The sequence below is a fragment of the Fulvivirga sedimenti genome (genome assembly GCF_020328055.1).
On the sequence record NZ_JAIXNE010000001.1, the window covers coordinates 1,260,718 to 1,284,024 of the forward strand.

Below are 23,307 nucleotides of genomic sequence, written 5' to 3' on the forward strand. Positions count from 1 at the left end.
TTAAATTCACACCCGAAAAGTGGCATGACCTGTGAGTAAGTCTGTACCTCAGTATTCATTATCAATACGGATCCTGGTGATCCTGTCGGCAGTTTTCATATTTCTGTTCAGTATTGAATTGATGGGGGAATCTTTTGGCCGTCTCGGCGAGGAGGTTGCAGAGTCGATCCTTACCGCTACTTCCAACCCATTCATTGGCTTGTTTATCGGTCTGCTTGTTACAGCATTAATTCAAAGCAGCTCCACCACAACCTCTATGATCGTTGCCCTTGTGGCCGCTGGCTCCATCACACTTTCCAATGCAGTACCCATGATCATGGGGGCAAATATTGGAACAACCCTCACCAGCACAATAGTTTCTCTGGGATATATTGCCAAACGTGATGAATTCAAGCGCGCCATTGCAGCAGGTACGGTCCATGATTTCTTCAATATTCTAACGGTTCTGATACTATTCCCCCTGGAATACTATTATGGACTCATATCCTCCCTGGCACAGGAAATCACTTCTTTACTGGGTATTGTATCCCCGGCACAGGAATCAATAGATGTAGGCTTTAAGTTATTCAGATTGATACCGGTTACTGAGGTTATCGTTGAAAAAATAGGAATGCCCTTTGTAAGTATAGCCCTGTCCTTCGTCTTACTTTTTGGCTCGATCAAAATACTGTCTAACATCATCTCAAAAATTCTCATGGGCGAATCACAGGAAAAACTGCGATTGTTTTTATTTGAGCAGCCATTTAAATCCTTCCTGTGGGGAATTCTTGTGACGGGATCCGTACAATCAAGTTCGGTAACCACATCCCTGGTGGTTCCGTTTGCTGCAACTGGAAAAGTTCGTATGGATGGTATCATGCCCTTCATCCTGGGGGCGAATATCGGAACGACTATTACCGCCTTTATCGCAGCTATGTTCAAGAGTGAGTTGGTAGTAAGTATTGCCATCACTCACCTTATCATTAACGTGATCGGTGTACTAATTTTCCTGCCGATCCCATTCATGCGTCGTTCATTGATTCGACTGGCAGAATTATTCGGTGAACTTACTGCCAGATACCGGATCACGGGTTTCATGTATATCATTTTAATGTTCTTTCTGATCCCGTTCACATTGATTTATACAAACCGTGATACAGCGGTCGTTGAGGAGCTTGTTTACACCGTATGGCAGGACGGGCGGGAAAGTGAAAAGAGCGTCCTCGCAAAAGTGAACAGAAAAGGCAAGGAGCGTATTTGGGGAATGAATATTACAGGTAATGAAGGGGCACAAAGTAATATCTACGACATTTACAGGGATAATAACATTATCTTCATCAACAATAACTTCTTCCTGATCAACAAGCCGGGATTCTGCTGGGATGATGAGAAGAACCGCGGAAAATTTAAAATGTGTATTGAAGAAATTCTTGATGAAGTGAGAATAAACGAGAACATGACGGTCGATTCAGTTCTCATTATCAAAAAAGAATACTACCAGCCCGAAGCACTGGATTCAATTACATTCAAATACTATCTGAGTGCTTCGGAAAAATTGCTCATACGCACCGAAAAAATGAATAAGCATGGAATAATCGTTGAATATGAGCAATTAACAGATATAAAAAAGTAACAACTCCCATTCACATCGTCTTATATAGACTTATGCTTTATAAACTGCAGGAAAGTATTTAATTTTCTGCTATATTAATCGTGAGGCAGTTCAGATATTTATGACCATTATTGAGCACATTATTGGCCTGGTGGAAACCAAAATCGCCCTGGCTAAACTGGAAGTAAAGGAAGAGGTTTCCTCCATCGTTTCCCGTTTACTGGTGGCCGTACTGATGGCAATATTACTGTTCTTTACATGGTTTTTTCTCTGTCTCGCTTTCGGCATGTTCCTGAACCATACATTGAATTCCGATTATACAGGAACTCTTATTATTGCCGGAATTCACGCCTTTCTGCTCGTAATTTTATATTTCTTTCACAAAAAACTCGGGCTTAGAAAAGCAATTGCGAATGCCATGGATCGAATTTTAAATGCGAAGGATGAAGACTAAGGAAGAACTTAAGCGACAGTCGAAGATTCATCAACAGGCACTCGAGCATGACTTTGAGGAGATCATTGTTGAAGGTAAACGAACCGCTAAAAAAGCAGCGTTGGTAGCAGGAGGCATTTTGCTTACCTACCTGGTTGTTCGTGCAATTACACGAAAAAAAGTTGTTGTTAGGGAATCTGCAGGCTCTCAGAATTTTTATGAGAATCCACCCCAGAAATCGGGAGTTGTAGGTACCATGGGAAAAATGATCCTCACAGAGGCGGCGATCCTCGGCATGAAGTTCGCGAAGGAAAAGGTGAAAGACTACATTGATAACCTAATGGAAACTGATGACGATCCGGAAGACCCTACAAAATAATCTGGAAACAGGACGAAAAGCCCTGGCTGTTCTGATCGATCCGGATAAAGTACAAACCCCCAATGAACTCGCACCGATCCTCAGAATGGCGAGTGAATGTTATGTTGACTTTCTGTTTGTTGGAGGAAGTCATCTCATGCAGAATAATCTTTCTGAAGTAATCACTGAAATTAAGGAGAGTACCGACACACCTGTAGTGCTGTTTCCCGGAAGCACAATGCAAATCGACAAGAATGCGGACGCTATCCTTTTTCTGAGCCTCATTTCTGGTCGTAACCCCGAACTGCTGATCGGGCAGCATGTGGTTGCCGCTCCCATACTTAAAAACAGCGGACTCGAAATAATTTCTACCGGATATATGCTCATAAGCGGTGAACGGAATTCTTCCGTAGCTTATATGAGCAATACCGCACCGATTCCACCTGATAAATACAGCGTAGCCGCGTCCACAGCCATGGCCGGTGAAATGCTGGGCCTGAATACAATTTATATGGATGCCGGCAGTGGTGCTCCTGAAATCATCCCCACCAGAATGATTTCTGCCGTTCGAAAAAATATCTCCCTCCCACTGATCGTAGGTGGCGGGATTAATACGGTGGAAAAAGCACGAAAAGTACTGGACGCAGGCGCAGATGTAATCGTTGTGGGAAATGCCTTTGAAAAAAACCCCGACCTGATGATCGGGGTTTCTGAATTAATCTATTCCAATAACAGAACGTTAGACGTTCATTAGCGTTTCACGCTTTCTCATTTTTCCTGCCGGTATGCCATACATCATCTTAAATCTCCTGCAGAAATAAGCTGTATCCTTGTAGCCGCAGGCCCTCCCAATATCCCGGATACTCATTTTTGTGGTACGCAATAAGTCCACAGCATGTTCCATGCGCTGATACTCAATATAATCCTGCGGGTTAATGCCGGTTAAAGTTTTAAAATACTGACCAACATAGTCCTCCGAAACATCAGCGATTTCCGACAACCTCTTATTCGTTAGCTCACCATCCAGATTGTCCTTGATGAATTTTAACAGCGAGATCAACCTGGGATCCTTGAAGTATGTGCTGTTCGTAGTCATTTGCTCTACAAACAGCTGCCGCGTCAAAATATGACGAATAATCTCAATGCATAATAATTCAGTTCGCAACTTGATCATGCGCTGACTACCAACAAGTGCCTGTGACTGTTCCTTCATGATCTCGTAGATCAGGGTATTCACCTTTGGGTTCTCAATGGAAAATGGAGGAATGTCAAGCGTAGAAAAGAAATTTACCGTATCAAAAACCTTGGTCTCGAATACAACCATGGAAAAGTCGGAAACAATATGCTCATCCGTCCGCCCATCTGTATGGAAAAACTCCATCTGCCTGTATCCAAACTCTTCCTGTGTTAATTGTGCATCCAGATTTGCCGGATCCCCGAAAGTTATAGGCTGAATTTTCCCGGCAGGGATAAACAACGCATGCCCCTCCTTCAGTTCATTTCGTTCCTCACCATAAAAAAGTTTGCCACGCTTCAGAATCAAAATGGCGTTATCGGTTTCCTGATAATCAACGATTTGAAACGGACTGTTAACGATGATGTTATTGGATTTCAGGTATCTGATACCTAATGATTCAATGATTTTATTGTAGTCTTCCATCACACTGCCCAGTTATATCAATAAAAATAAACAATAATTCCGCAAATACTGCATTATTCTAAGGAATATTGTAATATTCCCAGAAAAGTATTTCCAACCATTGACACAATAAATAATCAGCTGTCAAGCAATCCGCGGGCGATCACGATTCTTTGAATTTCGGATGTTCCCTCATAAATCTGGGTGATTTTCGCATCCCGCATCAGACGTTCGACGTGATACTCTTTCACATAGCCGTAACCGCCATGTACCTGTACAGCTTCAATAGTAACGTTCATTGCAACCTCTGAGGCATATAGCTTGGCCATGGAGCCAGCCTGTGCAAAGTCCTTTCCCTGATCCTTTAAAAATGCTGCTTTCAGACACAACATTCTAGCTGCTTCGATCTGGGTAGCCATGTCAGCAAGCTTGAACTGAATGGCCTGATGATGCGCAATCTTCTTCCCGAAGGCCTTTCTTTCCTGTGCATAGGCGAGTGCCAGTTCATAGGCCCCTGATGCAATACCCAACGCCTGTGCAGCAATTCCAATACGGCCTCCATTGAGCGTTGTCATTGCGAACTTAAACCCGAAGCCATCTTCTCCGATCCGGTTCTCCTTTGGAACCTTTACATCGGTGAACATGAGTGAGTGTGTGTCTGATCCGCGAATACCCAGCTTGTCTTCCTTCTTTCCAACAACAAATCCAGGCATATCCTTTTCAACAATGAGGGCATTAATTCCTTTATGGCCCTTTTCAACATGGGTCTGTGCCATCACTATATAAACAGATGCACTGCTACCGTTGGTGATCCAGTTCTTGGTTCCGTTCAAAAGGTAGTAATCTCCCATATCTTCGGCAGTAGTACGCTGACTGGTAGCGTCGGATCCTGCTTCAGGCTCAGAAAGACAAAATGCTCCGATAATTTCGCCGGTCGCCAGGCGCTTCAAATATTTCTCTTTTTGCTCTTCCGTTCCGAATTTCTCCAGGCCCCAGCAGACCAGGGAATTGTTTACAGACATCGCTACAGAACACGATGCATCAACCTTGGAAAGTTCTTCCATTGCCAGGACGTATGAAACGGTATCCATTCCGCCACCGTTATATTTTGGGTCAACCATCATACCCATAAATCCCAGCTCTCCCATCTTACGGATTTGCTCCGCAGGAAATTGCTGTTTATCATCCCTTTCTATAACACCGGGCAAGAGTTCCGTTCTTGCAAAATCACGTGCCGCGTCCCGCACTGCAATCTGTTCTTCCGTAAGATCAAAATTCATAGGTTTCTTTGATTTTTAAGCGTGAATAAATAAAAAACGGGGCTCCGAAAAGCCCCGCAAAAATACAATTTTTTAGTGAAATTATTAATCCCTTCCGCCAAGAAACAGTGACAGGTAATAGAGCAATGTAGCCAGGGAACCCAATGCCGCCACAACATAGGTCATTGCCGCCCATTTCAGCGCATCCTTTGCCATACCATATTCCTGTGTATTTACAATGTTGCGATCCTGTATCCAGGCCAGGGCGCGCTTGCTTGCATCAAATTCTACCGGCAGCGTAACGAACGCAAACAGGGTAAATATTCCATAACAGGCGACAAAAACTATCAGTGCTACGTTAATTCCAAATGCGCCAAGAAATGCGCTGCCGAAAAGCATAATGAAAAAGACTACATTGATAATCTTCGCACTCGCATTCTGAATAGGCACCATTGCCGACCGAAACTGAAGCATGCTGTAGGCGGTTGCATGCTGAACTGCATGACCGCATTCGTGGGCAGCAATAGCTGCGGCTGCCGCACTCCGACCGTGATACACCTCATCACTCAGGTTTACTGTTTTGTTCGCTGGATTATAGTGATCGGTAAGCTTACCTTTCACAGAAATCACCTCTACATCGTGTATCCCATTATCGGCGAGCATCAATTTGGCGATCTCTGCTCCTGACAAATCCTTTTCCAGGTGTATTTTGCTGTATTTTTTGAATTTACTTTTCAGACGGTAACTGATCGCCATACTGGCAATCCCGAAAACTATAAAAATGATCCACAACATATTCTGTTCAATTTATGGTTCTTATTCTTTCAATAATAGAAGTGGAAGAATATCCTTCCGTAAAAGGAAGCGTCTTCACCTCGCCTCCTGCTGCTATAACAATATCCGCACCAACTATATTTTCTGTCAAATAGTCATCTCCCTTAACCAAAATGTCAGGTTTAACCCGTTTGATCAGGTCATACGGGGTATCTTCATCAAACAGGATCACCGCATCCACAAATTCAAGTGATGCGAGTAGTCTTGTGCGGGAATAGGCATCATTAATTGGCCTGTTAGATCCTTTCAGTCGCCGTACAGAGTCATCGGTATTCACACCAATAATCAGATGATCACCAAGTTGACGTGCGGCTTCAAGGTAATCAAGATGGCCCACGTGCATGATATCGAAGCAACCATTCGTAAATACGATCTTTTCATGGTCGCCTTTCCATTGCCTGATCAATTGGTCCGCCTCCCCGGTGGTAAGAATTTTATGGCTGGTGGACATTGGGTTATTTTTTCATTAGCTGGCTTCCTATTAAAGATAATGCTCCCGTCACAATTATCACAACAGTTTGCCACGCATGAAAAATAAATGTAAATGCCCCCGCTTTGTTTTCCGGGATGGCATACAACATGATGAGACCCAGCGGCACCAGTACGTGGAAGCTTCCGGCCCCGCCTGGCAAAGGGATTGCCATCGCTATTCCCCCGATCACAAATATTGTAAGGGCTGCAAAAATACCCAGATGAGCTGTTTCCGGGAACGCCAGCATTACGAAATACATCATCAGATAATATAATACCCAGATCGCTACCGAATACAGTATGAACAGGAACCGGCTCTCAAGTCTGAAAACACTCATTACGCCACTTTTCATTCCTCGCAGCACCCTTCTGGCATGTGAAACCATACGGAGTGCAAAATAACGACGGGTCCTGAAGATGTAGCGAATAATAAAATAAATAGCAATCAGGAAGATAACAGCTCCTGCGGCTATCATATAAGGGAAATTGCTTCCACCCTCACCCGAATTTGACAACTCACGAATCTCTTCGGAACGGAAGAAATACATGAGTGTATCAAGTTCAACCACGAACGCCACGGCGATCAGGGTGATCAGAAAAAACAAATCGATCACGCGCTCGGCTACAACTGTACCCAGCGAAACATCAACAGGCGTCTTGTTCAGACGGTATAGATTGTAGCAACGCGACACTTCGCCGCCTCTCGGTATGACCAGGTTAATGAAATATCCCACCATGACCGACATAAAACCCTGCAGAAGCGTAAAGCGATGTCCCATGGGGAACAACAGCAATTTCCACCGTTCAGCGCGGATCGCATGGCTCAGAAGAGCCGCGACGGCAGAAAGAAGAAGAAACGGCTTGTCGGCCTTCCCCCATACAGATACAATGTAATCCCACCGGCTCTCGCCCTCGGCAACGTCGATATTTGTGTAGGAAAGCCATAACAGAAAACCCGTTATGGCCAGCATCAGGATATACTTTAGTGAATTCTTAATCCTTGGGTTCATACAGGATTATTGAAGAAGCTGATTGTTTTCGTCCGGAAAGATAATACTTGGTTTGAATTTTTTTGCTTCTTCGAAGTCCATAGACGCATAGGAAATAATAATTATAATGTCGCCCACCTGCGTTCTTCTTGCCGCGGGACCATTCATACAAATCTCACCACTTCCCCGTTTCCCCTTGATAACATAGGTTTCAAGACGCTCACCGTTATTCACATTCACGATCTGCACTTTCTCTCCGGGAATAAGATTGGCCGCATCTATCAGATCCTCATCAATCGTAATACTCCCGACGTAATGCAGTTCCGCCTGCGTTACCTTCACCCTGTGGATCTTGGATTTTAATACTTCAATATACATTTTATTATTCCTTCTCAATTAAAATGTTGTCGATCAACCGAACAGGACCAACATTTCCTGCCACACATAGCGCAACCGACTTTCGCTCAAAATGGTTCATCAGCGGCGTCAATGTTTCTGCATCAACTATTTCAAAATACTCAGGGACAATACCATGATCCTCAAGCCATTGCATATTATCCCTTCGGATCTCGTCCAAATTTTTGCCTTCCAGAACCGCGGATGCACCCCGCTTTAATGCTGCGTACAGCGCTGTGGCTGTTTGCCGTTCCTGTGGATTCAGCCTTGTATTCCTGCTGGACATCGCAAGACCATCCTCCTCGCGGATGATGGGTTCACACATCAAATCAACCTGAAAGGACATATCCGTTACCAGTTGCCTGATAATGGCAAACTGCTGCAGGTCCTTCTGGCCGAAATAAGCCCTGTCCGGAGACAGGATATGGAATAATTTCGAAACGACCAATCCTACCCCGTTAAAATGTCCCGGCCGGAATTTACCCTCCATAACCTCTTCAAGCTCGCCAAAATTCAACCTGATCCTCGGATTATCCCGGTACATTTCATTTTCTTCTGGCAAGAAAACAGCATCACAGCCTTCTTGTTCAAGAATGGCAAGATCCTGCTCCCACTGCCTGGGATATGCTGCGAGGTCTTCCTGATTATTAAATTGTGTGGGGTTTACGAAAATACTGCAAACAGAGATGTCGTTATCTCGTTTACAGGCATTCAGCAATGAAACATGGCCCTTGTGTAACGCCCCCATTGTAGGAACCAACCCAATGCTCCTGTGCTTAAAACGCTGCGTTTGCAGGTATTCCTGAATAGGCTCAATCTGATTAAAAACCTCCATGAGGAACGGGACAATTGCCGGTAAAATGGATGCAAAAGTAGGTTTTTCAAAATACAATATGCGGATTACCGGCGAAAATTTTGTATTTTTGTGTCTTGTTTAAGGCAAATCAAACCCCCGTTAATATGTCAAAACTTCGTATTCTTTATGTAGCCAGCGAAATTAATCCCTTTCTTAAAACTTCCGAAGTAGCTGAATTCGTGAGAAAATTGCCCCAGGCAATGCAGGAAAAAGGAATGGAGATCAGAATTCTAGTGCCGCGATTCGGATTAATCAACGAACGCAAGAACCGGTTGCATGAAGTGGTGCGTCTATCGGGAATCAATATTGCTATTGGTGAGGAAGAAAAACCACTTGTTATCAAGGTTGCCTCGATTCCCAATGCAAAACTTCAGGTTTATTTCATCGACAATGAAGATTATTTCCACAGGAAGTCCGTCTTCCATGATAAAGAAAATAACTTCTATGCCGACAACGATGAGCGCGCTATCTTCTTCTGTAAGGGTGTGATCGAGACCGTTCGAAAACTGGGATGGGCTCCCGACATCGTACACTGTAACGACTGGATGACAAGTCTGATTCCGTTGTATCTGAAGACGACCTATAAAAATGATCCGTTATTCAAAAACACAAAGACTGTTTTCACCGTATATGATACACCGTTTAAGCATAAATTCAGCACAGACCTGCTGGATAAGGTGCGCATGATGGATATCGAAGAAAGCATGCTTCAGAACCTGAAGACTGCAGATTATATGGGATTCATCAAACTGGGTATGGAGTTCTCAGACGCCGTTATTAAGGCCGAGGACAATTCTACCCTGAACGGTACGTTTGAAGAAATGACCGAACAAAAGAAGTTTGAAGTAATTGAAAACGACGACAACATTACCGACTCTTATTACAACTTATATAATGAACTTGCGGGCTAGATTACTGGGACTGATGCTTTTATCAGTCCCTCTATTTTTTTCGTGCAGAGAGGAAGAAAATACCATTGGATTACCCCCTGAAAATAATCTGGGGATTTTTTTTGTAGAAATACCTTTACGCGATTACGTATCGCAGGTATGGGTTGATGATATCTCTTCCCGCGCCAGGGATGCAATGCTTGTCGGCAGTTACACCGACGAGAACTTCGGTTTTATTAAAGCGGAACACTTCTCGGAAGTATTATTGCCGGAAGTTAATCCCGGGAAACGGTTCCAGGCAGACGCCTCCTTCGATTCGCTCGTACTTGAGATGCGGATTAACGGCGTGACTGGCAACCAGATGCTGTTCACCGAGCAGGGTATTGAAGTTTACCAGCTGGCCGATACAATTCAGGCATTTGAAAAAAATTATTTCAATTATTCCACACAGGAAGTGGGCCTGAAACTTGGGGAAAAAACATTTTTTGTTTATCCCGATTCCGTCAACCTGAATTTCAGCGATACAAATCTGCCTGATTCATCAGATGAACGATCCCTTTATGACACCAACGGAGACTACATCTATATGACCAGGGTAACGCTGGATCCTGCATTTGGCGAACAGTTTTTCCAGGAAATGAAGACAGACACAACCAGTTCTTCCAAGTTTTCCAGCAGTACCGATTTTGCAGCCTACTTCAAGGGCCTCAACCTTCGAAGTCCGCAGACCAACAGCGCTATTCTGCGGTATTCACCTTTCGATGGCAGAACCCGCATGGTAGTTTATTATTCCCAGGTGGAAGATGACACCCTGCGACAGAAATCAGTAAAATTTGCCTTCAGCCGCACGATTAACTACAACAACATTGCTCCCAACCGTGATCAGGGCTGGATGGGATCCGATTTTGATGAGATTAATTCATTCTATGAGCAAATTCAGCTCGACACAGGCTATGCATATGTTCAGGCGGGCACAAACCTTTTCCTGAGTATGGATATGACGCCTTTCAAATTATTTGCAGATACGGTTGCCAATCCCATTATACAAAGTGCCGTCCTTCTTTTTGAAGATATAGCCGGCGAACAGGATGACGAAGGAACGGCCCTCGAACTTCCGAATTTTCTCTCTTTCCGGATCACCACCAAAGACAGCCTTGAAGCAGGCTATTATGACGTAATACCGGAAGTTTTTTCCGAATTCCCGCGGTCTAATGTGGAATATAATGAAGACATCAACGGTTACAGGGTGGAGATTCCGTTATATTTACAATCGGTATTAACCGGACGAAATAAATTTGATCAGGTGATCATTACCGTGTCTGATATTGATCCGGCTTCCGGGCAAATACGGGCAGAAAACCGTTCCTTTAAACGGTTTATTGCCGATAAGGATAACATGAAGATTCGATTGTATTATACCATTCCTGACGCAAATACAGAGTAAATTATGTGTGGAATCGTTGCATATGTAGGCCAGAAGCCTGCCCATGAAGTAATTATAAAGGGCCTGAAAAGGCTGGAATACCGCGGATATGACAGTGCCGGAATAGCACTTATGAACGGCGGTCTCAATATCTACAAGAAAAAGGGACGTGTAAACGAACTCGAAAATTACCTGAAGGATAAAAATCTTGACAGTACGATCGGGATCGGACATACCCGATGGGCGACACACGGTGAACCAAATGATGTAAACGCACACCCTCACTATTCCTACAGCAAGAATCTGGCGATTATCCATAATGGCATCATCGAGAACTATTCAGCGCTGCGTCAGGAACTGATCAATAAGGGACATACCTTCCTGAGTGAAACGGATTCAGAAGTTTTTATACATTTTATCGAAGATATCCAGATCAATAACGACTGTACCCTTGAAGAGGCTGTCAGACTGGCACTTACCAAAGTAGTTGGGGCTTATGCCATCGTCATTATGTCGAAGGACAACCCGGACATGCTCATCGCAGCCCGCAAAGGAAGTCCGCTTGTTATCGGGGTGGGAAAAAATGAGTTTTTTCTGGCTTCGGATGCTACTCCCATTGTAGAATATACAAATGAGGTAGTCTATCTCAACGACCTGGAAATCGCTGTCATAGATAACAATGAACTGAATATCCGTACGATCCAGGATATTCCGATGACACCCTACATCCATACACTTGATATGGAGCTTGAGGCGATTGAAAAAGGAGGATACGAGCATTTCATGCTGAAAGAAATCTTTGAGCAACCCCGTTCTATCGGCGATTGTATGCGTGGACGCCTTGATGCCAATAATGGCAGGTTAGTATTGGGAGGTATCCGGGAATATGCGAATAAACTCATCAATGCCGACAGGATCATCATTGTGGCTTGTGGAACCTCCTGGCATGCCGGACTCGTTGCGGAGTATTTCTTTGAAGAATTTTGCCGCATACCGGTTGAGGTGGAATATGCCTCAGAATTCAGATACCGAAACCCTGTAATAAAAGAAGGGGACGTCGTAATTGCCATTTCCCAGTCGGGCGAAACCGCTGATACACTGGCAGCCATTGAGCTGGCTAAATCCAAAGGTGCCATCATCTTTGGTGTGTGTAATGTGGTGGGATCATCCATTGCAAGAACAAGTCATGAAGGTGCCTATACGCATGCGGGCCCTGAAATTGGCGTTGCCAGCACAAAAGCTTTCACCGCACAACTGACGGTACTGAATATGATTGCACTTCGAGTAGCACACTCCAAGGGCACAATCACTGAAAGCCGCTATCATGAACTTCTCGTGGAGCTGGAAAATATTCCGTCTAAAGTTGAACAGGCGCTGAAGCTTGATGCGCAAATTGAACATATTTCCAACGAGTTTAAAGACTCAAAAAACTTCCTGTACCTGGGAAGAGGATATAACTTCCCGGTAGCTCTTGAAGGTGCGTTGAAGTTGAAGGAGATCTCATACATTCATGCCGAAGGATATCCGGCAGCTGAAATGAAACACGGTCCGATCGCACTCATCGACGAAGAAATGCCGGTGGTTTTCATCGCTACACGTGACAGTTCCTATGATAAGGTCGTTTCCAACATTCAGGAGGTGAAGGCCCGTAAAGGAAGGGTAATCGCGATCGTAACCGAGGGTGATGCGCTCATTCCACAAATGGCTGAGTTTGTCATCGAGGTGCCACGCACCGATGAGGCGCTCATGCCAATGGTTTCTGTAATTCCGTTGCAGCTTTTATCCTATCACATCGCGGTAATGCGCGGATGCAATGTGGATCAGCCCAGAAACCTGGCCAAGTCGGTTACGGTAGAATAACCTGACAAAAACGAAGAGTATTTCCAGCGACTCAGGTCATTTCCGGAAATGGTTTATGGACTATATTCCTTCCGAAAACGATTTGAATCAGTTTAAAAATCCTTTGTCCTTGCACTACGGAGAAACGTCCAAAGCGGGATGATTGTCCAAAGGATAAGGGCTATTAAGGAAGCACCCAATCCGAGGTTTGTTCCCATAAAAGACTTAAAAACTGCACCGGTATAACCCAGTAATGCTGAAATATCAAGCTTCAGAAGAATCAGGATTCGTGAAAGATCGATAGGATTCAAGATAGTAGCTGTAAGCGAGAACACATCCAGAGGATAGTCCTCAAACAACACAAGCGTAAGAAGGAAGAGTCCATCATATACAACTGCCATAAATAACCAGAGCAATATGGCATAGCCAAATCCTTTAATCCTGTTTTCATTGGCCAGTGCAATATTAAAGGCAAGACCGGTAAAAATGGCCGTGAGGAATGATCCTGTAATGATCAGCAATACAAAATCAAATATGGCGCTACTTTTAAACACCCCATATGCGATAAAGGGAATGCCAAGACCTGCGAACAGGCTCAAAATTAAAGATCCTGTAACGCCAAAATACTGACCCAAAAAAATTGCACGCCGTCGGAGCGGTTGGGCAAGTAGTAATTCTGTGAATTCCCTTGCATTATATAAATACATTACGCCGAATATAGTAGCAATGAGCGGGATCAAAATAATGATCACATTCATCAGGGTAATAATCCCCTTTGTCAAATCATTATTTAGGAAGAGAAGAACAAAACCAAGCAAAAAATAAAACAAGAGATAAACATACGTCCACCTGCTTCTTATAAGATCAAAAAAAGTATACTTCAGAATTTTAAACATGACGGCCCGAGGTTATTGCAGCGATTGCATGTTCAAGATCAGCCTGATTTGTTTTCTGAAGTAATTCAGACAAGCTCCCTTTAAAATAGATATCTCCTTCCAGCAGATAAATTAACTCATCTGCCATTTCCTCAACGAATTGCAGGATATGGGTCGTGACAATGATAGTCTTTCCTGTTTCTCTTTTTACACGGATAATGTCTTTCAGTTCCAGCAAGGCTGCCGGATCAAGGCCAGAAGTTGGCTCATCCAATATCAGAATTGGATTATCGAACATGAATGTAAGTAAAAGGTTAACCTTTTGTTTGGTGCCTCCGGATAACTTGTCCAGTTTTTTGTCCAAAAAAGGTTCAAGTTTAAGTCGCCTGATAAGACTTTGCTCATCACTTTTCTGGCAACGAATATCCTTGATCATTCGGATAAGTTCCAAGACACGGATATTACCAGGGAAATTCGCGATTTGGGAAAGGTAATTTATTTCACTCCTGTACAACCACTGATGACTCACAGGCGATCCTGAAACGGTAATTTGCCCTTTATCTGGAATAACCAATCCCAGTACACTTTTAATTAGTGTGGTCTTACCCGAGCCATTCGGACCTAATATTGCATAAATTTTACCATCAGGGATTTTGAGTTCAATTCCATTTAACACGTCATTATCCCCAAAGCGTTTATATAGTCCCTCGATTACTATCATTGTATTTTCTTCATTCTTGGCCTGGGATCAATAAGATCATCGGGCGTAAAAACTGGTGATACCCTTTCAGAGAAATCGATGATGTCCATGAATAAACTTCTCAATAGAATCAGGGTTTCAGGTGTGCGGCTTACAACATATGAAAAAAGCTTTACCGGACGGTATGGAACATCTCCTACTCCATCCTTATCCAGGTCATATCCCGCATAACTGCTCCAGTAGTTGCCTTCGAAGCTATTGTCATTCATATTGGTATTGTAAGACAGGTCAAATGAATTGTTCAGAAAGTTATTACCGGAAAAAACATTGGAATAACATGCTCCCAAAACCTTCACTGCCCATCCATTGCTGATAAACTGATTCGACCGGTAATTGATGCGGTTTGAGCCCTCAATATTTATCCCAATTGTATTTTCGCTGAAAATATTGTCATGAATTTCGGCATCATTAATCTCCTTTAATAACATTCCGTAGGAAGCTGTACCCCAATTTTTCCGAAAGGTATTATGGGTCATAACAATCCGCCGTGAAAACATAACGGCTACACCCGCACCGTTATTTTCAAAAATATTTTCGTTATAAACATTATCATTGGAGAACATAAAATGCAGTCCATATCTCAAATTGTCATGACTATAATTATTTTCTATACGAATTGAATCTGAAAATTCAAGATAGATACCGTCCCTTGTTTTCTCCAAACGATTATCTGAAACAAGTATATTTTTTGAATACCATAACTGAATGCCATTTCCAGAATTATATTCATCCACTGCACTCCCCTTGATAGAATTGCCGCGCACAATTCCATGAGCTGATTTTTCCAGGTATATTCCAAAGAACAGGTTTTCAAAAATATTGTCCGAAATAACAAAATCGCGGCTTCCCACCACCCGTAACGCAGCATAATCAGTAGTGTAACTAACACCAACATTTCGTATCAGCAGGCTTTGAATAGACACGCCATCAGCCGTAACACGAAAGATCTCACCCTGTTTCATGCCATCAACGACCGGATAATCCTCGCCGATGATTGTCAGAGGCTTATCTACGATGATATTGAACTCTTTATAATTTCCCGCCTTAATCAAAATTGTATCTGACGGATTGGCAAGTTGGATTGCTGCATTGATCGAGGTGATTTCACAACTTCCACAAACAGTCAATCCTTGAGCGTACAAATTGCAATAGAAGGCAAGGAAAACAACTGCACCGATGATGAATGAACGTCTCATAATATGCCTCCTGACCGTGTACTGTAACCCAGAATAACAAAAAGCACTGATAAAATTGTAATCATGAGGATATGAAGTGCCAGTGGTTTGATGGAACGTTTCGGGATCAGAAAGAAGCGGGCATGAATCGCCAGCATCAATGTGAAAATAATGAGTAAATATTTCAAAAGCAGATGTTTCGTGTAATGCCGGGAAAAATCAAAAGATAGAATATCAGGTGAATAAATAGTTGTCATATAAATGCCGGTGGCAATCAGGATCAACAGGGAAGGGATACCAATCTTCTCATATCTGCTTTCAAAACTTTCAATGACGCTGAAATCGTTTTTCTTCCAGGCTGCCGGTAAAAATGCCATCGTGAGCACCAGATGGCCACCGGTCCAGATGGTTGCAGAAAGGATATGCAATATTATAATCAGCCTCATACCTCGGTTATCTGACAATTAAAAACTTTGCATTTTCCAGCGCCCTTACTGAATGTTTAACATTTGGGTGAAATGATATTGACTGCTGAGGCATCAGTCTGAAAACCCGGTCTTCAATTTTGAAATCGATCAAGCCTTGAATCACCACGAGTGTCGCCTGAACCGGACTCACATGTTCCGGGAAGTCACTTCCTTTTTCAAGAGAAATACTGAGTATTTCAAATCTGTCAGTTTTAATCAGATGTTGAATATTCAGACCATCAATTATCTGATCAGTGATCAAATTGTTTACATTATTCATCATTTCAATCAAATCTGTTTTGAAGTTCATTCCATCCAAAAAGAGTACCGCCAAGCTCATCCCTGGTCTTTTGCGCTTCTTCATTACTATGAAAAGCGGTGAGATTTTTACCCATTGGACTGGGTATCCCTTCGCTGATCAGAAATGTTGCGGAACTGACGTCATAAAGAACACCCGGATTATCAAATGCACTTACCAGAAATAATGCCCCGTCATGATAATTTCCTGAATTGATTTGATTGATCATGCACTCAACCGCGTCAAAGTTGAATGCCTTTCCTTTATCATTTACGAGCTGTGCAGAATGATGCTGATCTACAATCGTCATGCGACAATAGTGACAATGATCAACGCCATAATTAATCTGCTTGGGCTCTACAGAACATGCGCTTATCAGAACGCAAACAAATACAGGCAAAAGAAATCTATCGTTCATTGGATCTCAAATGATTGTTACTCTTCATTTTTCTTTTGATTTCCAACCGACATAAGTTGCAAGGAGCGAAAGGATCATTCCGGAGAACATCATCCATGCACCCGTGGCCGGAAGCGATGTTACATCAAAATTCAACATCTTTGTATGCCCAAGAATTGGTGGTTTATAGGTCATCGGTGTACCATCCGGATTAGTAAGCTTCATAATGGCGTCTGGATCGAGATTTGTTCCATAATCAATCATCCATTTATTGAAGTCATAGATACCCAGAGACCCTAACACAATCATTAGTATAAACCACCCAAGGAACCATTGATATCCCACTTTCCCCAGATACCCCATTATTCCAATCAGTACCCCAAAGCCAATCATTGTGCCAATGATTAATGGAAATGTTTTGAATTCCCACATTTCTTCTGCCTTTGGAAGCTTTTGCATTCCGATATAGTGATTCAATCCATCGATATTCTGGATATCAAATTCACTGGCACCACGAATCCCATCGATATGTATGTTCATACCCAACGGATCGGGATATTGAGGAGCTCCGAGCATTATTTGCCATAACGGGTACACATATAATCCAAGAACAAGGAGTGCTCCGAAAATCATAATTACGCTTGCCTTTTTCATTGCTCTTTCATCTCACATTTTTAAGAGGGAGACGCGATAATTAATATCAGCAGTTCTCCCTCTGTGCCTAATTATGAATTATTCTCCTAATGACCAGGATAACTCTATTGATGCATTTGCAGGTGAAACGCGAACATATCCCTGCATCTCCTGGTGTAGCGCAGAACAAAAATCTGTACAATAGAATGGCCATACTCCGACATATTTGGGTTCCCAAACAATTGTCTTGGTTTGTCCGGGCATGACAAGAATCTCCGATGTATTAGCACCAAGTACAGCAAAGCCATGCGGTACATCGAAATCCTGCTCGTGGTTGGTAACATGGAAGTATACCCGATCTCCAACTTTAATCCCTTCAATATTGTCAGGAGTAAAGTGACTTCTTATGGTTGTCATATAAATATGAACGTCTTTGCCATCCCTCTCAACACGTGCATCTGCGGCTGTTTTTGTAGCAAATGGGTGGTTATTTTCATCCAATCTGTAAAACTTTTTAGAATTGGGACGAAGCAAATCTGCCGGACATCCAGCAGCATAGTGTGGTTCACCATGTGTGGGGAAGTCATACAGAAGTTCCATTTTTTCTCCTGAAATATCGTATATCTGGGCAGAGTGCTCCATTTCAGGGCCTGTTGGAAGATACCTGTCTTTGGTGATTTTATTCATCGCCACAACATACTTACCAAACGGCTTTCGGGAATTTCCCCCGGGAATCATTAAATGTCCCACAGAATAAAAAGTAGGTTTGCGGTCAACAACTTCCCATGTGCCTATCTTCCATTTAACCACTTCTGAAGATATGAAAAAGGTAGTATAGGCATTGCCTTCAGCATCAAACTCTGTATGCAGCGGACCAAGACCTCCACTTTTCACTGTACCAGCGAGAACCTCTTCAAATTTGAGAATAGGAATTCCATATGCATCGCCGTCAAATTTACCCGCATCAATGGCTGCTATCATTTTATCAAAAGAATGCACCGTAAGATCTGCAGAAAGTTTACCTGCTCCAATTATATATTGCCCTGAAGGATCAACATCACATCCATGGGGCGATTTAGGTGTGGGAAGGAAGAATACTGCGCCGGGAACGTCTGCTGGATTTACAGTTAGTACCTCATTAATCATAGTGGAGGTTGCGGAGTGTTTATCTTCATCGTAAACATTATGGGCATAATTGGCTGGCATCATTGTTCCACCGCCATTATTAACATACTCTTCGATCTTCTTCCAGTTAATGGCAGCAATGAAATCCTTATCATTTTGTGAAGAGTTAACTTCCATCAGGCTATTGGCTTCTTCTGTGTTATAGGTGGTGAAGAAGAACCAGCCATGCGATTTGCCCCTGCCAGGATGCGAAAGGTCATAATTGAATCCTGGCATGAGAATTTGAAACTTAATTTCGAGATTCCCATGTTCGGGTCCTACTGATATGAATGTCAATGCACCCTTGAAATTTCCTTTATATTCGCTGATCTCCATATCGCGTTGAGGTACAGGAACTGAAAACCGTGTGCCTGCCACAACATATTCGGTATTTTCTGTTATAAAAGAAGAGCTGTGATTACCGGCACTATTAGGAATCTCGATGATTTCCTCAGTTTCAAATGTGCTCAGACTAACACGGGCAATACGCGGTGTATTATTTCCATTTACGAATATCCAGCGACCATCCAGTTCACCGTTGGTCTGGGAAATGTCAGGGTGGTGCAAATCATCCCAAGGAACAGGTCCGTGTGATGTATTAAGCATGGGTCTTGTTTCTTCTGAATAGCCGTAACCTGAAGTTGGAAACTGTGAAAAAACAGGTATTTCCTTGAACATTCTCCCGGAAGGAAGTCCGTAAACCGTGAGATTCCCGCTGTACCCACCGGATAAAAACGCATAGAATTCATCCTGCTCGCCTGGAGCAACATAGACTTTCTCGGCAGCACTCGAAAGCAGCGCACCGCTCTTCGAACTTCCGTTCTGATTGCAGCTGGTTATCCCAATAATGCTTATCAGCATCATAAAGGACAATATGTAATACAATATTTGCTTTTTCATTGGTATAGATCTTTTGGTTAAGGATGAAAATTATTGAGGAGGAAGTATGACCTTATCTACGACATGGATGATCCCGTTGCTCGCAGGTATGCTTGCTATGATCTTGGCACCCCCCACATAGACGTCATCGCCATCAACGTCGACTGATACGCTCTGGTCGTTGGCCTGTCCCAGCTTTTTAAATTTTTTGAGAAACTCTTTATCATAATTGCCGGGAGTAACATGATATTTTAAGATGTTGGCAAGTGCGTCCTTATTCTCTGGTTTAAGCAGGCTTTCAACCGTTCCTTCCGGAAGTGCATCAAATGCCGCATTTGTAGGGGCAAATACCATAAGGGGACCGGCATTCACGAGTGCATTTTCTAAGTCGGCAGCCTGAACAGCGGCAACAAGTGTGGAATGATCGGCCGATTTAACGGCAATGTTCAGAATATTTGGTGCCGACGCCTCATCGGAAATAAATGCCTGGCCCTGCTCCTTGCCAACCTCGACTCCAGCGGACCGATTATCCTCAACTTCTGTTGAGGATGGATTTGAACATCCAATAATGAACAAGACATTAAGTAGTATTAATGCTGTGATTAAATGATTGTAGGTTTTCATAATAGGTCAATTTAATGTTCTGAAATATTCTAGAACTGCCCGTGCCTGTTCCTCCGTTAGGTTTTGATTGGCCATTGGCGATCCATTAAACTCAGCCAAAAGGGCTCTGGCAAGAGGGTCTTCCTGAACCATCAATTCAGGAGCCAGAATCATATTCATTACCCATTCCGGACTTCTTCGATCCAGAATTCCATTTGGCGGCGGACCTATGAATGTCTGGCCGATCTTGTGGCAGGCCGTACACATTTGATTGTAAATCTTCTCTCCTTCTGCAGCCAAATCCATATCGATTTCAGCATTAATTACAACACTTTCGACAGGTCCCACACCTTTATTGGAAAGATCAATTTGCTCAGAAGCTTTGACAGAGGCGGAAGATGTGTTATCCTTGTTTGGGGTAGAAAGGGATTGCGGAACATCATCCTTGTCGGTTTTTGAACCGCAACTTTGTGCAACCAACCCCATGATTAATAAAACGATTATCCAATGCTTTTTCATAACGGCTTTTTGTAAGTACAGGACAAATCTAATTGGCCGCTGATTGAAAAAATATGATCTTAATCATATAAAAAGATATTTATATCCTTTATTATTGTTAATAAGCTTTTACAGTATCAGATGTTTTCAAAAACAACTAAATATGCTATCAAAGCCGTGATTTATCTCGGCATGTATTCAAGCGCAAAAAAGAAAATTCTAACCCGGGATATGTACAAGGAAGTGAAAGTATCTGAATCATACCTGGCAAAAATCCTTCAGGACATGGCCCGCCACGGCATTATATCTTCCACCAAAGGAAAAAATGGAGGTTTCTATTTGGATGAATCAAATTATCAAAGTACCCTGCTGGATATTGTTCGTGTAACCGAAGGCAACCAGTCGGTTGATTCCTGTGTTTTGGGGATTAGCCAATGTAACCTGAAGAAACCTTGTCCGCTCCATGACAAGGTCGGTATATACAAAACTGAATTTAATCAAATGCTGCAAGAAACAAGGATTCAGGAACTGGTTACTACCATCCCGGAAGATTACTGGGAATTCCCAAAATAAACTGTCGCTGGTCTGCTATAAACTCCAATAGTTCAACCGGTTCAGCCCAGAAACCTGGCCAAGTCGATTACAGTAGAATAGTCGGGAACTAAATGAAAGGCCTCAGAGTTTTTAAAAAAAACACTGATGAATGCCGCAATCATTTTTGGTGGAGTCGCCCTTTTTTTCCTTTGGTACAATCTTTTTGTGAGTATACGGATTGTTGACTACCTCAGGAAAAACGAACAGAACGCGACCTTATTTAATTCGGGATTTTTTGTAAAGGGAAAAATATTTAAATACCTGCCGATTTACAAGGAAGTTTCTTTTAACAAAGAAGGTAAGGTGGGCAACCTCTACCAGCAGTTCATAATTTCATTTCTCGGTATAATGCTGTTTCTGCTCCTGGGAATTATTTCAGTTATCTTATAAAAGAAGCGAGTTCAATTCTCATTTTTTAAATATTCCTTTTTCAGAAGCGGACAAATCTTATAGCGTTCATCCCTGGTATCTTCATACATCGCTTCCAGTAACTCATAAACATGCTGAATTCCGATTCTTTCAGCCCACTCGAACGGCCCGTAAGGGTAACCTGTTCCCAGCTTCATCCCGAGATCAATATCTTCCCTTGATGCAGTTCCTTCCTGAACGGTGTAGTATGCCTCATTAATGATCATACAGATCACACGCGGCGTAACCATACCAACCCGGTCATCTACGCGCACAAATCGTATGGGTAAATCCGCGATACCCGCGGGTAATTCATTCTCCAGTGTAGTAACTTCCCAGATGTCACGATCCAGAAATCCCGGCAACCCATTGAAGCCAATCACTGATGAGGGCAATTCTCCCAGCAGAAATGATATTTCGTGAAGTGAGCTCTTCACAGCATTTATAAAATATAATCCGGCATCAACGCCCTCGAGCAATTCAGAAATATTGTCAATGGATTCTTCGGCGGTAAAATCAAAAACGCAGTCAAACTGATTGTTATATTCCAGGAGTTCAATGCCCTCCACATGGGTAAAATGATGATCATTCCCCAATTTTTTCCTAAGTTCATCAAAAAGTGACTGGTCTCCGATTACTAAAAACTGCATACTTCGTAGATTAGAAAACAAAAATCCATTAATTATCCGACATATGAAAACTATCGTGCAAACACCCGACGCACCCGCCCCCATAGGCCCGTACAGTCAGGCCGTTAAAAGTGGCTCCACCCTCTACGTTTCGGGACAAATAGCTATTGATCCGGCTTCCGGAGAGCTCATTAATGATTCAATCGAGAATGAAACCCGGCAGGTAATGAAAAATCTTGGGGCTATCTTATCCGAGGCCGGTATGAATTTTTCGCATGTCGTTAAATGTTCGATTTTCGTTACCGACATGAATAATTTCGCAAAAGTTAACGCCGTTTATGGAGAGTTTTTTACGTCTAACCCTCCGGCACGTGAAACTGTTGAGGTAAGTGCATTACCTAAATTTGTGAATGTAGAAATATCCTGTATTGCCATTTCGTAAGTAATGACACTCATCCCCTACAAATCAGAAACCGTTGTTTCCACCTTACCTCCGCAGGAAGTACTGCTGAGGCTGCAACTGGCAACGATGCCCGCTGTGGAGCGACAAAAAAGTAAGGGGGCGGCATTCCAGGGTCTTATTGCCGATGATCATTTCCGGATATCACAAAGTCTTTCGCACCCGAATAATTATGTGCCATTGATCGAGGGCCAGCTTGACCAGACACGCCATGGTACGATCATATTTCTGCGATATAAGTTATTCTTCAGTTCAGCAATGTTCCTGGTCTTCTGGACGATGATTACGGGTGCCGCAGGTGCATTCCTGCTCTTTACAAAACAGAATTATGAATATGCGGCACTGGCTTTTGCCATGGGCCTGCTCAACTATGTGATCGTCATGATGAATTTTAAAAAACAGGTTCATATTTCTCATAACTTATTAATGGAGAAACTCAATATAGACTGATGTCAGCTATCATGGTTCTTCAACTTTTCGTACTTTTGC

The 23,307-nt window shown here is 42.9% G+C and carries 29 protein-coding genes; 11 read left to right on the forward strand and 18 right to left on the reverse strand.

Annotated features, from left to right (window positions below; all coding sequences use genetic code 11):
* The first annotated feature begins 31 nt into the window (after positions 1–31).
* From LDX50_RS05815 to LDX50_RS05830, 4 genes are all read left to right on the forward strand, one after another.
* Positions 32–1,612, forward strand: a complete 1,581-nt coding sequence (locus tag LDX50_RS05815) for a Na/Pi symporter (protein ID WP_225697466.1) — start codon at positions 32–34, stop codon at positions 1,610–1,612.
* A 100-nt stretch (positions 1,613–1,712) separates the two neighbouring features.
* Positions 1,713–2,045, forward strand: a complete 333-nt coding sequence (locus LDX50_RS05820; RefSeq protein WP_225697467.1) for a phage holin family protein — start codon at positions 1,713–1,715, stop codon at positions 2,043–2,045.
* Complete coding sequence (locus tag LDX50_RS05825; RefSeq protein ID WP_225697468.1) at positions 2,035–2,403, forward strand: hypothetical protein; 369 nt, start codon at positions 2,035–2,037, stop codon at positions 2,401–2,403. The genes LDX50_RS05820 and LDX50_RS05825 overlap by 11 nt, the downstream gene beginning before the upstream one ends.
* Complete coding sequence (locus LDX50_RS05830; RefSeq protein WP_225697469.1) at positions 2,375–3,136, forward strand: phosphoglycerol geranylgeranyltransferase; 762 nt, start codon at positions 2,375–2,377, stop codon at positions 3,134–3,136. The genes LDX50_RS05825 and LDX50_RS05830 overlap by 29 nt, the downstream gene beginning before the upstream one ends.
* Here LDX50_RS05830 and LDX50_RS05835 read toward each other — a convergent pair.
* The 7 genes from LDX50_RS05835 to panC form a co-directional block, all read right to left on the reverse strand.
* Positions 3,122–4,042: a helix-turn-helix domain-containing protein gene (locus tag LDX50_RS05835; protein WP_225697470.1), complete on the reverse strand. Its 921-nt coding sequence runs from the start codon at positions 4,040–4,042 to the stop codon at positions 3,122–3,124. The two genes, LDX50_RS05830 and LDX50_RS05835, sit on opposite strands and share 15 nt — an antisense overlap.
* A gap of 116 nt (positions 4,043–4,158) precedes the next feature.
* Positions 4,159–5,301, reverse strand: a complete 1,143-nt coding sequence (locus LDX50_RS05840) for an acyl-CoA dehydrogenase (RefSeq protein WP_225697471.1) — start codon at positions 5,299–5,301, stop codon at positions 4,159–4,161.
* A gap of 84 nt (positions 5,302–5,385) precedes the next feature.
* Positions 5,386–6,075, reverse strand: a complete 690-nt coding sequence (locus LDX50_RS05845) for a zinc metallopeptidase (protein ID WP_225697472.1) — start codon at positions 6,073–6,075, stop codon at positions 5,386–5,388.
* A gap of 7 nt (positions 6,076–6,082) precedes the next feature.
* Positions 6,083–6,565 (reverse strand): D-glycero-beta-D-manno-heptose 1-phosphate adenylyltransferase, encoded by a 483-nt coding sequence (gene rfaE2, locus LDX50_RS05850; RefSeq protein ID WP_225697473.1) that lies wholly within the window; start codon positions 6,563–6,565, stop codon positions 6,083–6,085.
* A gap of 4 nt (positions 6,566–6,569) precedes the next feature.
* Complete coding sequence (locus LDX50_RS05855; protein ID WP_225697474.1) at positions 6,570–7,595, reverse strand: lysylphosphatidylglycerol synthase transmembrane domain-containing protein; 1,026 nt, start codon at positions 7,593–7,595, stop codon at positions 6,570–6,572.
* Positions 7,596–7,601: 6 nt separating this feature from the next.
* Complete coding sequence (panD, locus tag LDX50_RS05860) at positions 7,602–7,952, reverse strand: aspartate 1-decarboxylase (protein WP_225697475.1); 351 nt, start codon at positions 7,950–7,952, stop codon at positions 7,602–7,604.
* Between the two features lie 4 nt (positions 7,953–7,956).
* On the reverse strand, positions 7,957–8,805 hold the full coding sequence (panC, locus tag LDX50_RS05865; protein ID WP_225697476.1) for a pantoate--beta-alanine ligase: 849 nt from the start codon (positions 8,803–8,805) through the stop codon (positions 7,957–7,959).
* A gap of 125 nt (positions 8,806–8,930) precedes the next feature.
* On the opposite strand from panC, the gene LDX50_RS05870 reads away from it, so the two are divergent.
* From LDX50_RS05870 to glmS, 3 genes are read left to right on the forward strand one after another with little or no spacing between them, the layout of a single operon-like run.
* Positions 8,931–9,737, forward strand: a complete 807-nt coding sequence (locus tag LDX50_RS05870) for a glycogen/starch synthase (protein ID WP_225697477.1) — start codon at positions 8,931–8,933, stop codon at positions 9,735–9,737.
* Positions 9,727–11,160, forward strand: coding sequence for a DUF4270 family protein (locus LDX50_RS05875; RefSeq protein ID WP_225697478.1), 1,434 nt, complete (start codon positions 9,727–9,729; stop codon positions 11,158–11,160). The genes LDX50_RS05870 and LDX50_RS05875 overlap by 11 nt, the downstream gene beginning before the upstream one ends.
* Before the next feature lie 3 nt (positions 11,161–11,163).
* Positions 11,164–12,999, forward strand: a complete 1,836-nt coding sequence (gene glmS / locus LDX50_RS05880) for a glutamine--fructose-6-phosphate transaminase (isomerizing) (protein ID WP_225697479.1) — start codon at positions 11,164–11,166, stop codon at positions 12,997–12,999.
* A gap of 92 nt (positions 13,000–13,091) precedes the next feature.
* Here the strand turns inward: glmS and LDX50_RS05885 are convergent, their stop codons facing one another.
* From LDX50_RS05885 to LDX50_RS05930, 10 genes are all read right to left on the reverse strand, one after another.
* Complete coding sequence (locus tag LDX50_RS05885) at positions 13,092–13,874, reverse strand: ABC transporter permease (protein ID WP_225697480.1); 783 nt, start codon at positions 13,872–13,874, stop codon at positions 13,092–13,094.
* Positions 13,867–14,574, reverse strand: a complete 708-nt coding sequence (locus LDX50_RS05890; RefSeq protein WP_225697481.1) for an ABC transporter ATP-binding protein — start codon at positions 14,572–14,574, stop codon at positions 13,867–13,869. Before LDX50_RS05890 ends, LDX50_RS05885 begins: the two co-directional genes overlap by 8 nt.
* Complete coding sequence (locus LDX50_RS05895; protein ID WP_225697482.1) at positions 14,571–15,809, reverse strand: nitrous oxide reductase family maturation protein NosD; 1,239 nt, start codon at positions 15,807–15,809, stop codon at positions 14,571–14,573. Before LDX50_RS05895 ends, LDX50_RS05890 begins: the two co-directional genes overlap by 4 nt.
* Positions 15,806–16,234, reverse strand: coding sequence for a CopD family protein (locus tag LDX50_RS05900; RefSeq protein ID WP_225697483.1), 429 nt, complete (start codon positions 16,232–16,234; stop codon positions 15,806–15,808). Before LDX50_RS05900 ends, LDX50_RS05895 begins: the two co-directional genes overlap by 4 nt.
* A gap of 7 nt (positions 16,235–16,241) precedes the next feature.
* Positions 16,242–16,538 (reverse strand): cupin domain-containing protein, encoded by a 297-nt coding sequence (locus LDX50_RS05905; RefSeq protein WP_225697484.1) that lies wholly within the window; start codon positions 16,536–16,538, stop codon positions 16,242–16,244.
* A gap of 1 nt (position 16,539) precedes the next feature.
* Positions 16,540–16,971, reverse strand: coding sequence for a nitrous oxide reductase accessory protein NosL (locus tag LDX50_RS05910; protein WP_225697485.1), 432 nt, complete (start codon positions 16,969–16,971; stop codon positions 16,540–16,542).
* Between the two features lie 24 nt (positions 16,972–16,995).
* Positions 16,996–17,604, reverse strand: a complete 609-nt coding sequence (locus LDX50_RS05915; protein ID WP_225697486.1) for a hypothetical protein — start codon at positions 17,602–17,604, stop codon at positions 16,996–16,998.
* Between the two features lie 78 nt (positions 17,605–17,682).
* A complete protein-coding gene (gene nosZ / locus LDX50_RS05920) occupies positions 17,683–19,647 on the reverse strand; it encodes a Sec-dependent nitrous-oxide reductase (protein WP_225697487.1) in 1,965 nt (654 codons plus the stop codon).
* A gap of 30 nt (positions 19,648–19,677) precedes the next feature.
* Positions 19,678–20,250 (reverse strand): fasciclin domain-containing protein, encoded by a 573-nt coding sequence (locus tag LDX50_RS05925; protein ID WP_225697488.1) that lies wholly within the window; start codon positions 20,248–20,250, stop codon positions 19,678–19,680.
* Positions 20,251–20,256: 6 nt separating this feature from the next.
* Positions 20,257–20,748: a c-type cytochrome gene (locus LDX50_RS05930; protein WP_225697489.1), complete on the reverse strand. Its 492-nt coding sequence runs from the start codon at positions 20,746–20,748 to the stop codon at positions 20,257–20,259.
* Positions 20,749–20,868: 120 nt separating this feature from the next.
* Here LDX50_RS05930 and LDX50_RS05935 point away from each other — a divergent pair, with 120 nt between their 5' ends.
* Positions 20,869–21,300, forward strand: a complete 432-nt coding sequence (locus tag LDX50_RS05935; RefSeq protein WP_225697490.1) for an RrF2 family transcriptional regulator — start codon at positions 20,869–20,871, stop codon at positions 21,298–21,300.
* A gap of 126 nt (positions 21,301–21,426) precedes the next feature.
* The gene (locus tag LDX50_RS05940) at positions 21,427–21,711 is read left to right on the forward strand and encodes a hypothetical protein (RefSeq protein WP_225697491.1); all 285 of its coding nucleotides are present in this window, start codon (positions 21,427–21,429) and stop codon (positions 21,709–21,711) included.
* 11 nt (positions 21,712–21,722) lie between these two features.
* On the opposite strand, the gene LDX50_RS05945 is transcribed toward LDX50_RS05940, so the two are convergent.
* Positions 21,723–22,379 carry a 3-hydroxyacyl-CoA dehydrogenase family protein gene (locus tag LDX50_RS05945; RefSeq protein ID WP_225697492.1) on the reverse strand — a complete coding sequence of 219 codons (657 nt, stop codon included), beginning with the start codon at positions 22,377–22,379 and terminating at the stop codon, positions 21,723–21,725.
* A gap of 43 nt (positions 22,380–22,422) precedes the next feature.
* Here LDX50_RS05945 and LDX50_RS05950 point away from each other — a divergent pair, with 43 nt between their 5' ends.
* Both LDX50_RS05950 and LDX50_RS05955 read left to right on the forward strand, forming a co-directional pair.
* Positions 22,423–22,800: a RidA family protein gene (locus LDX50_RS05950; protein WP_225697493.1), complete on the forward strand. Its 378-nt coding sequence runs from the start codon at positions 22,423–22,425 to the stop codon at positions 22,798–22,800.
* Between the two features lie 3 nt (positions 22,801–22,803).
* Positions 22,804–23,268 carry a hypothetical protein gene (locus tag LDX50_RS05955; RefSeq protein WP_225697494.1) on the forward strand — a complete coding sequence of 155 codons (465 nt, stop codon included), beginning with the start codon at positions 22,804–22,806 and terminating at the stop codon, positions 23,266–23,268.
* Positions 23,269–23,307: the final 39 nt, after the last annotated feature.

Excerpts from the sequence above, each read along its gene's own strand:
- LDX50_RS05890 (WP_225697481.1), bottom strand. The coding sequence starts at position 14,574 with ATGATAGTAATCGAGGGACTATATAAACGCTTTGGGGATAATGACGTG.
- rfaE2 (WP_225697473.1), bottom strand. The coding sequence starts at position 6,565 with ATGTCCACCAGCCATAAAATTCTTACCACCGGGGAGGCGGACCAATTG.
- LDX50_RS05955 (WP_225697494.1), top strand. The coding sequence starts at position 22,804 with ATGACACTCATCCCCTACAAATCAGAAACCGTTGTTTCCACCTTACCT.
- LDX50_RS05905 (WP_225697484.1), bottom strand. The coding sequence starts at position 16,538 with ATGATGAATAATGTAAACAATTTGATCACTGATCAGATAATTGATGGT.
- LDX50_RS05840 (WP_225697471.1), bottom strand. The coding sequence starts at position 5,301 with ATGAATTTTGATCTTACGGAAGAACAGATTGCAGTGCGGGACGCGGCA.
- panC (WP_225697476.1), bottom strand. The coding sequence starts at position 8,805 with ATGGAGGTTTTTAATCAGATTGAGCCTATTCAGGAATACCTGCAAACG.
- LDX50_RS05925 (WP_225697488.1), bottom strand. The coding sequence starts at position 20,250 with ATGAAAACCTACAATCATTTAATCACAGCATTAATACTACTTAATGTC.
- LDX50_RS05930 (WP_225697489.1), bottom strand. The coding sequence starts at position 20,748 with ATGAAAAAGCATTGGATAATCGTTTTATTAATCATGGGGTTGGTTGCA.
- LDX50_RS05900 (WP_225697483.1), bottom strand. The coding sequence starts at position 16,234 with ATGAGGCTGATTATAATATTGCATATCCTTTCTGCAACCATCTGGACC.
- glmS (WP_225697479.1), top strand. The coding sequence starts at position 11,164 with ATGTGTGGAATCGTTGCATATGTAGGCCAGAAGCCTGCCCATGAAGTA.
- nosZ (WP_225697487.1), bottom strand. The coding sequence starts at position 19,647 with ATGAAAAAGCAAATATTGTATTACATATTGTCCTTTATGATGCTGATA.
- LDX50_RS05940 (WP_225697491.1), top strand. The coding sequence starts at position 21,427 with ATGAATGCCGCAATCATTTTTGGTGGAGTCGCCCTTTTTTTCCTTTGG.
- LDX50_RS05830 (WP_225697469.1), top strand. The coding sequence starts at position 2,375 with ATGACGATCCGGAAGACCCTACAAAATAATCTGGAAACAGGACGAAAA.
- LDX50_RS05910 (WP_225697485.1), bottom strand. The coding sequence starts at position 16,971 with ATGAACGATAGATTTCTTTTGCCTGTATTTGTTTGCGTTCTGATAAGC.
- LDX50_RS05855 (WP_225697474.1), bottom strand. The coding sequence starts at position 7,595 with ATGAACCCAAGGATTAAGAATTCACTAAAGTATATCCTGATGCTGGCC.
- LDX50_RS05915 (WP_225697486.1), bottom strand. The coding sequence starts at position 17,604 with ATGAAAAAGGCAAGCGTAATTATGATTTTCGGAGCACTCCTTGTTCTT.
- LDX50_RS05945 (WP_225697492.1), bottom strand. The coding sequence starts at position 22,379 with ATGCAGTTTTTAGTAATCGGAGACCAGTCACTTTTTGATGAACTTAGG.
- LDX50_RS05895 (WP_225697482.1), bottom strand. The coding sequence starts at position 15,809 with ATGAGACGTTCATTCATCATCGGTGCAGTTGTTTTCCTTGCCTTCTAT.
- LDX50_RS05950 (WP_225697493.1), top strand. The coding sequence starts at position 22,423 with ATGAAAACTATCGTGCAAACACCCGACGCACCCGCCCCCATAGGCCCG.
- LDX50_RS05820 (WP_225697467.1), top strand. The coding sequence starts at position 1,713 with ATGACCATTATTGAGCACATTATTGGCCTGGTGGAAACCAAAATCGCC.
- LDX50_RS05845 (WP_225697472.1), bottom strand. The coding sequence starts at position 6,075 with ATGTTGTGGATCATTTTTATAGTTTTCGGGATTGCCAGTATGGCGATC.
- LDX50_RS05935 (WP_225697490.1), top strand. The coding sequence starts at position 20,869 with ATGTTTTCAAAAACAACTAAATATGCTATCAAAGCCGTGATTTATCTC.
- panD (WP_225697475.1), bottom strand. The coding sequence starts at position 7,952 with ATGTATATTGAAGTATTAAAATCCAAGATCCACAGGGTGAAGGTAACG.
- LDX50_RS05870 (WP_225697477.1), top strand. The coding sequence starts at position 8,931 with ATGTCAAAACTTCGTATTCTTTATGTAGCCAGCGAAATTAATCCCTTT.
- LDX50_RS05885 (WP_225697480.1), bottom strand. The coding sequence starts at position 13,874 with ATGTTTAAAATTCTGAAGTATACTTTTTTTGATCTTATAAGAAGCAGG.
- LDX50_RS05835 (WP_225697470.1), bottom strand. The coding sequence starts at position 4,042 with ATGGAAGACTACAATAAAATCATTGAATCATTAGGTATCAGATACCTG.
- LDX50_RS05825 (WP_225697468.1), top strand. The coding sequence starts at position 2,035 with ATGAAGACTAAGGAAGAACTTAAGCGACAGTCGAAGATTCATCAACAG.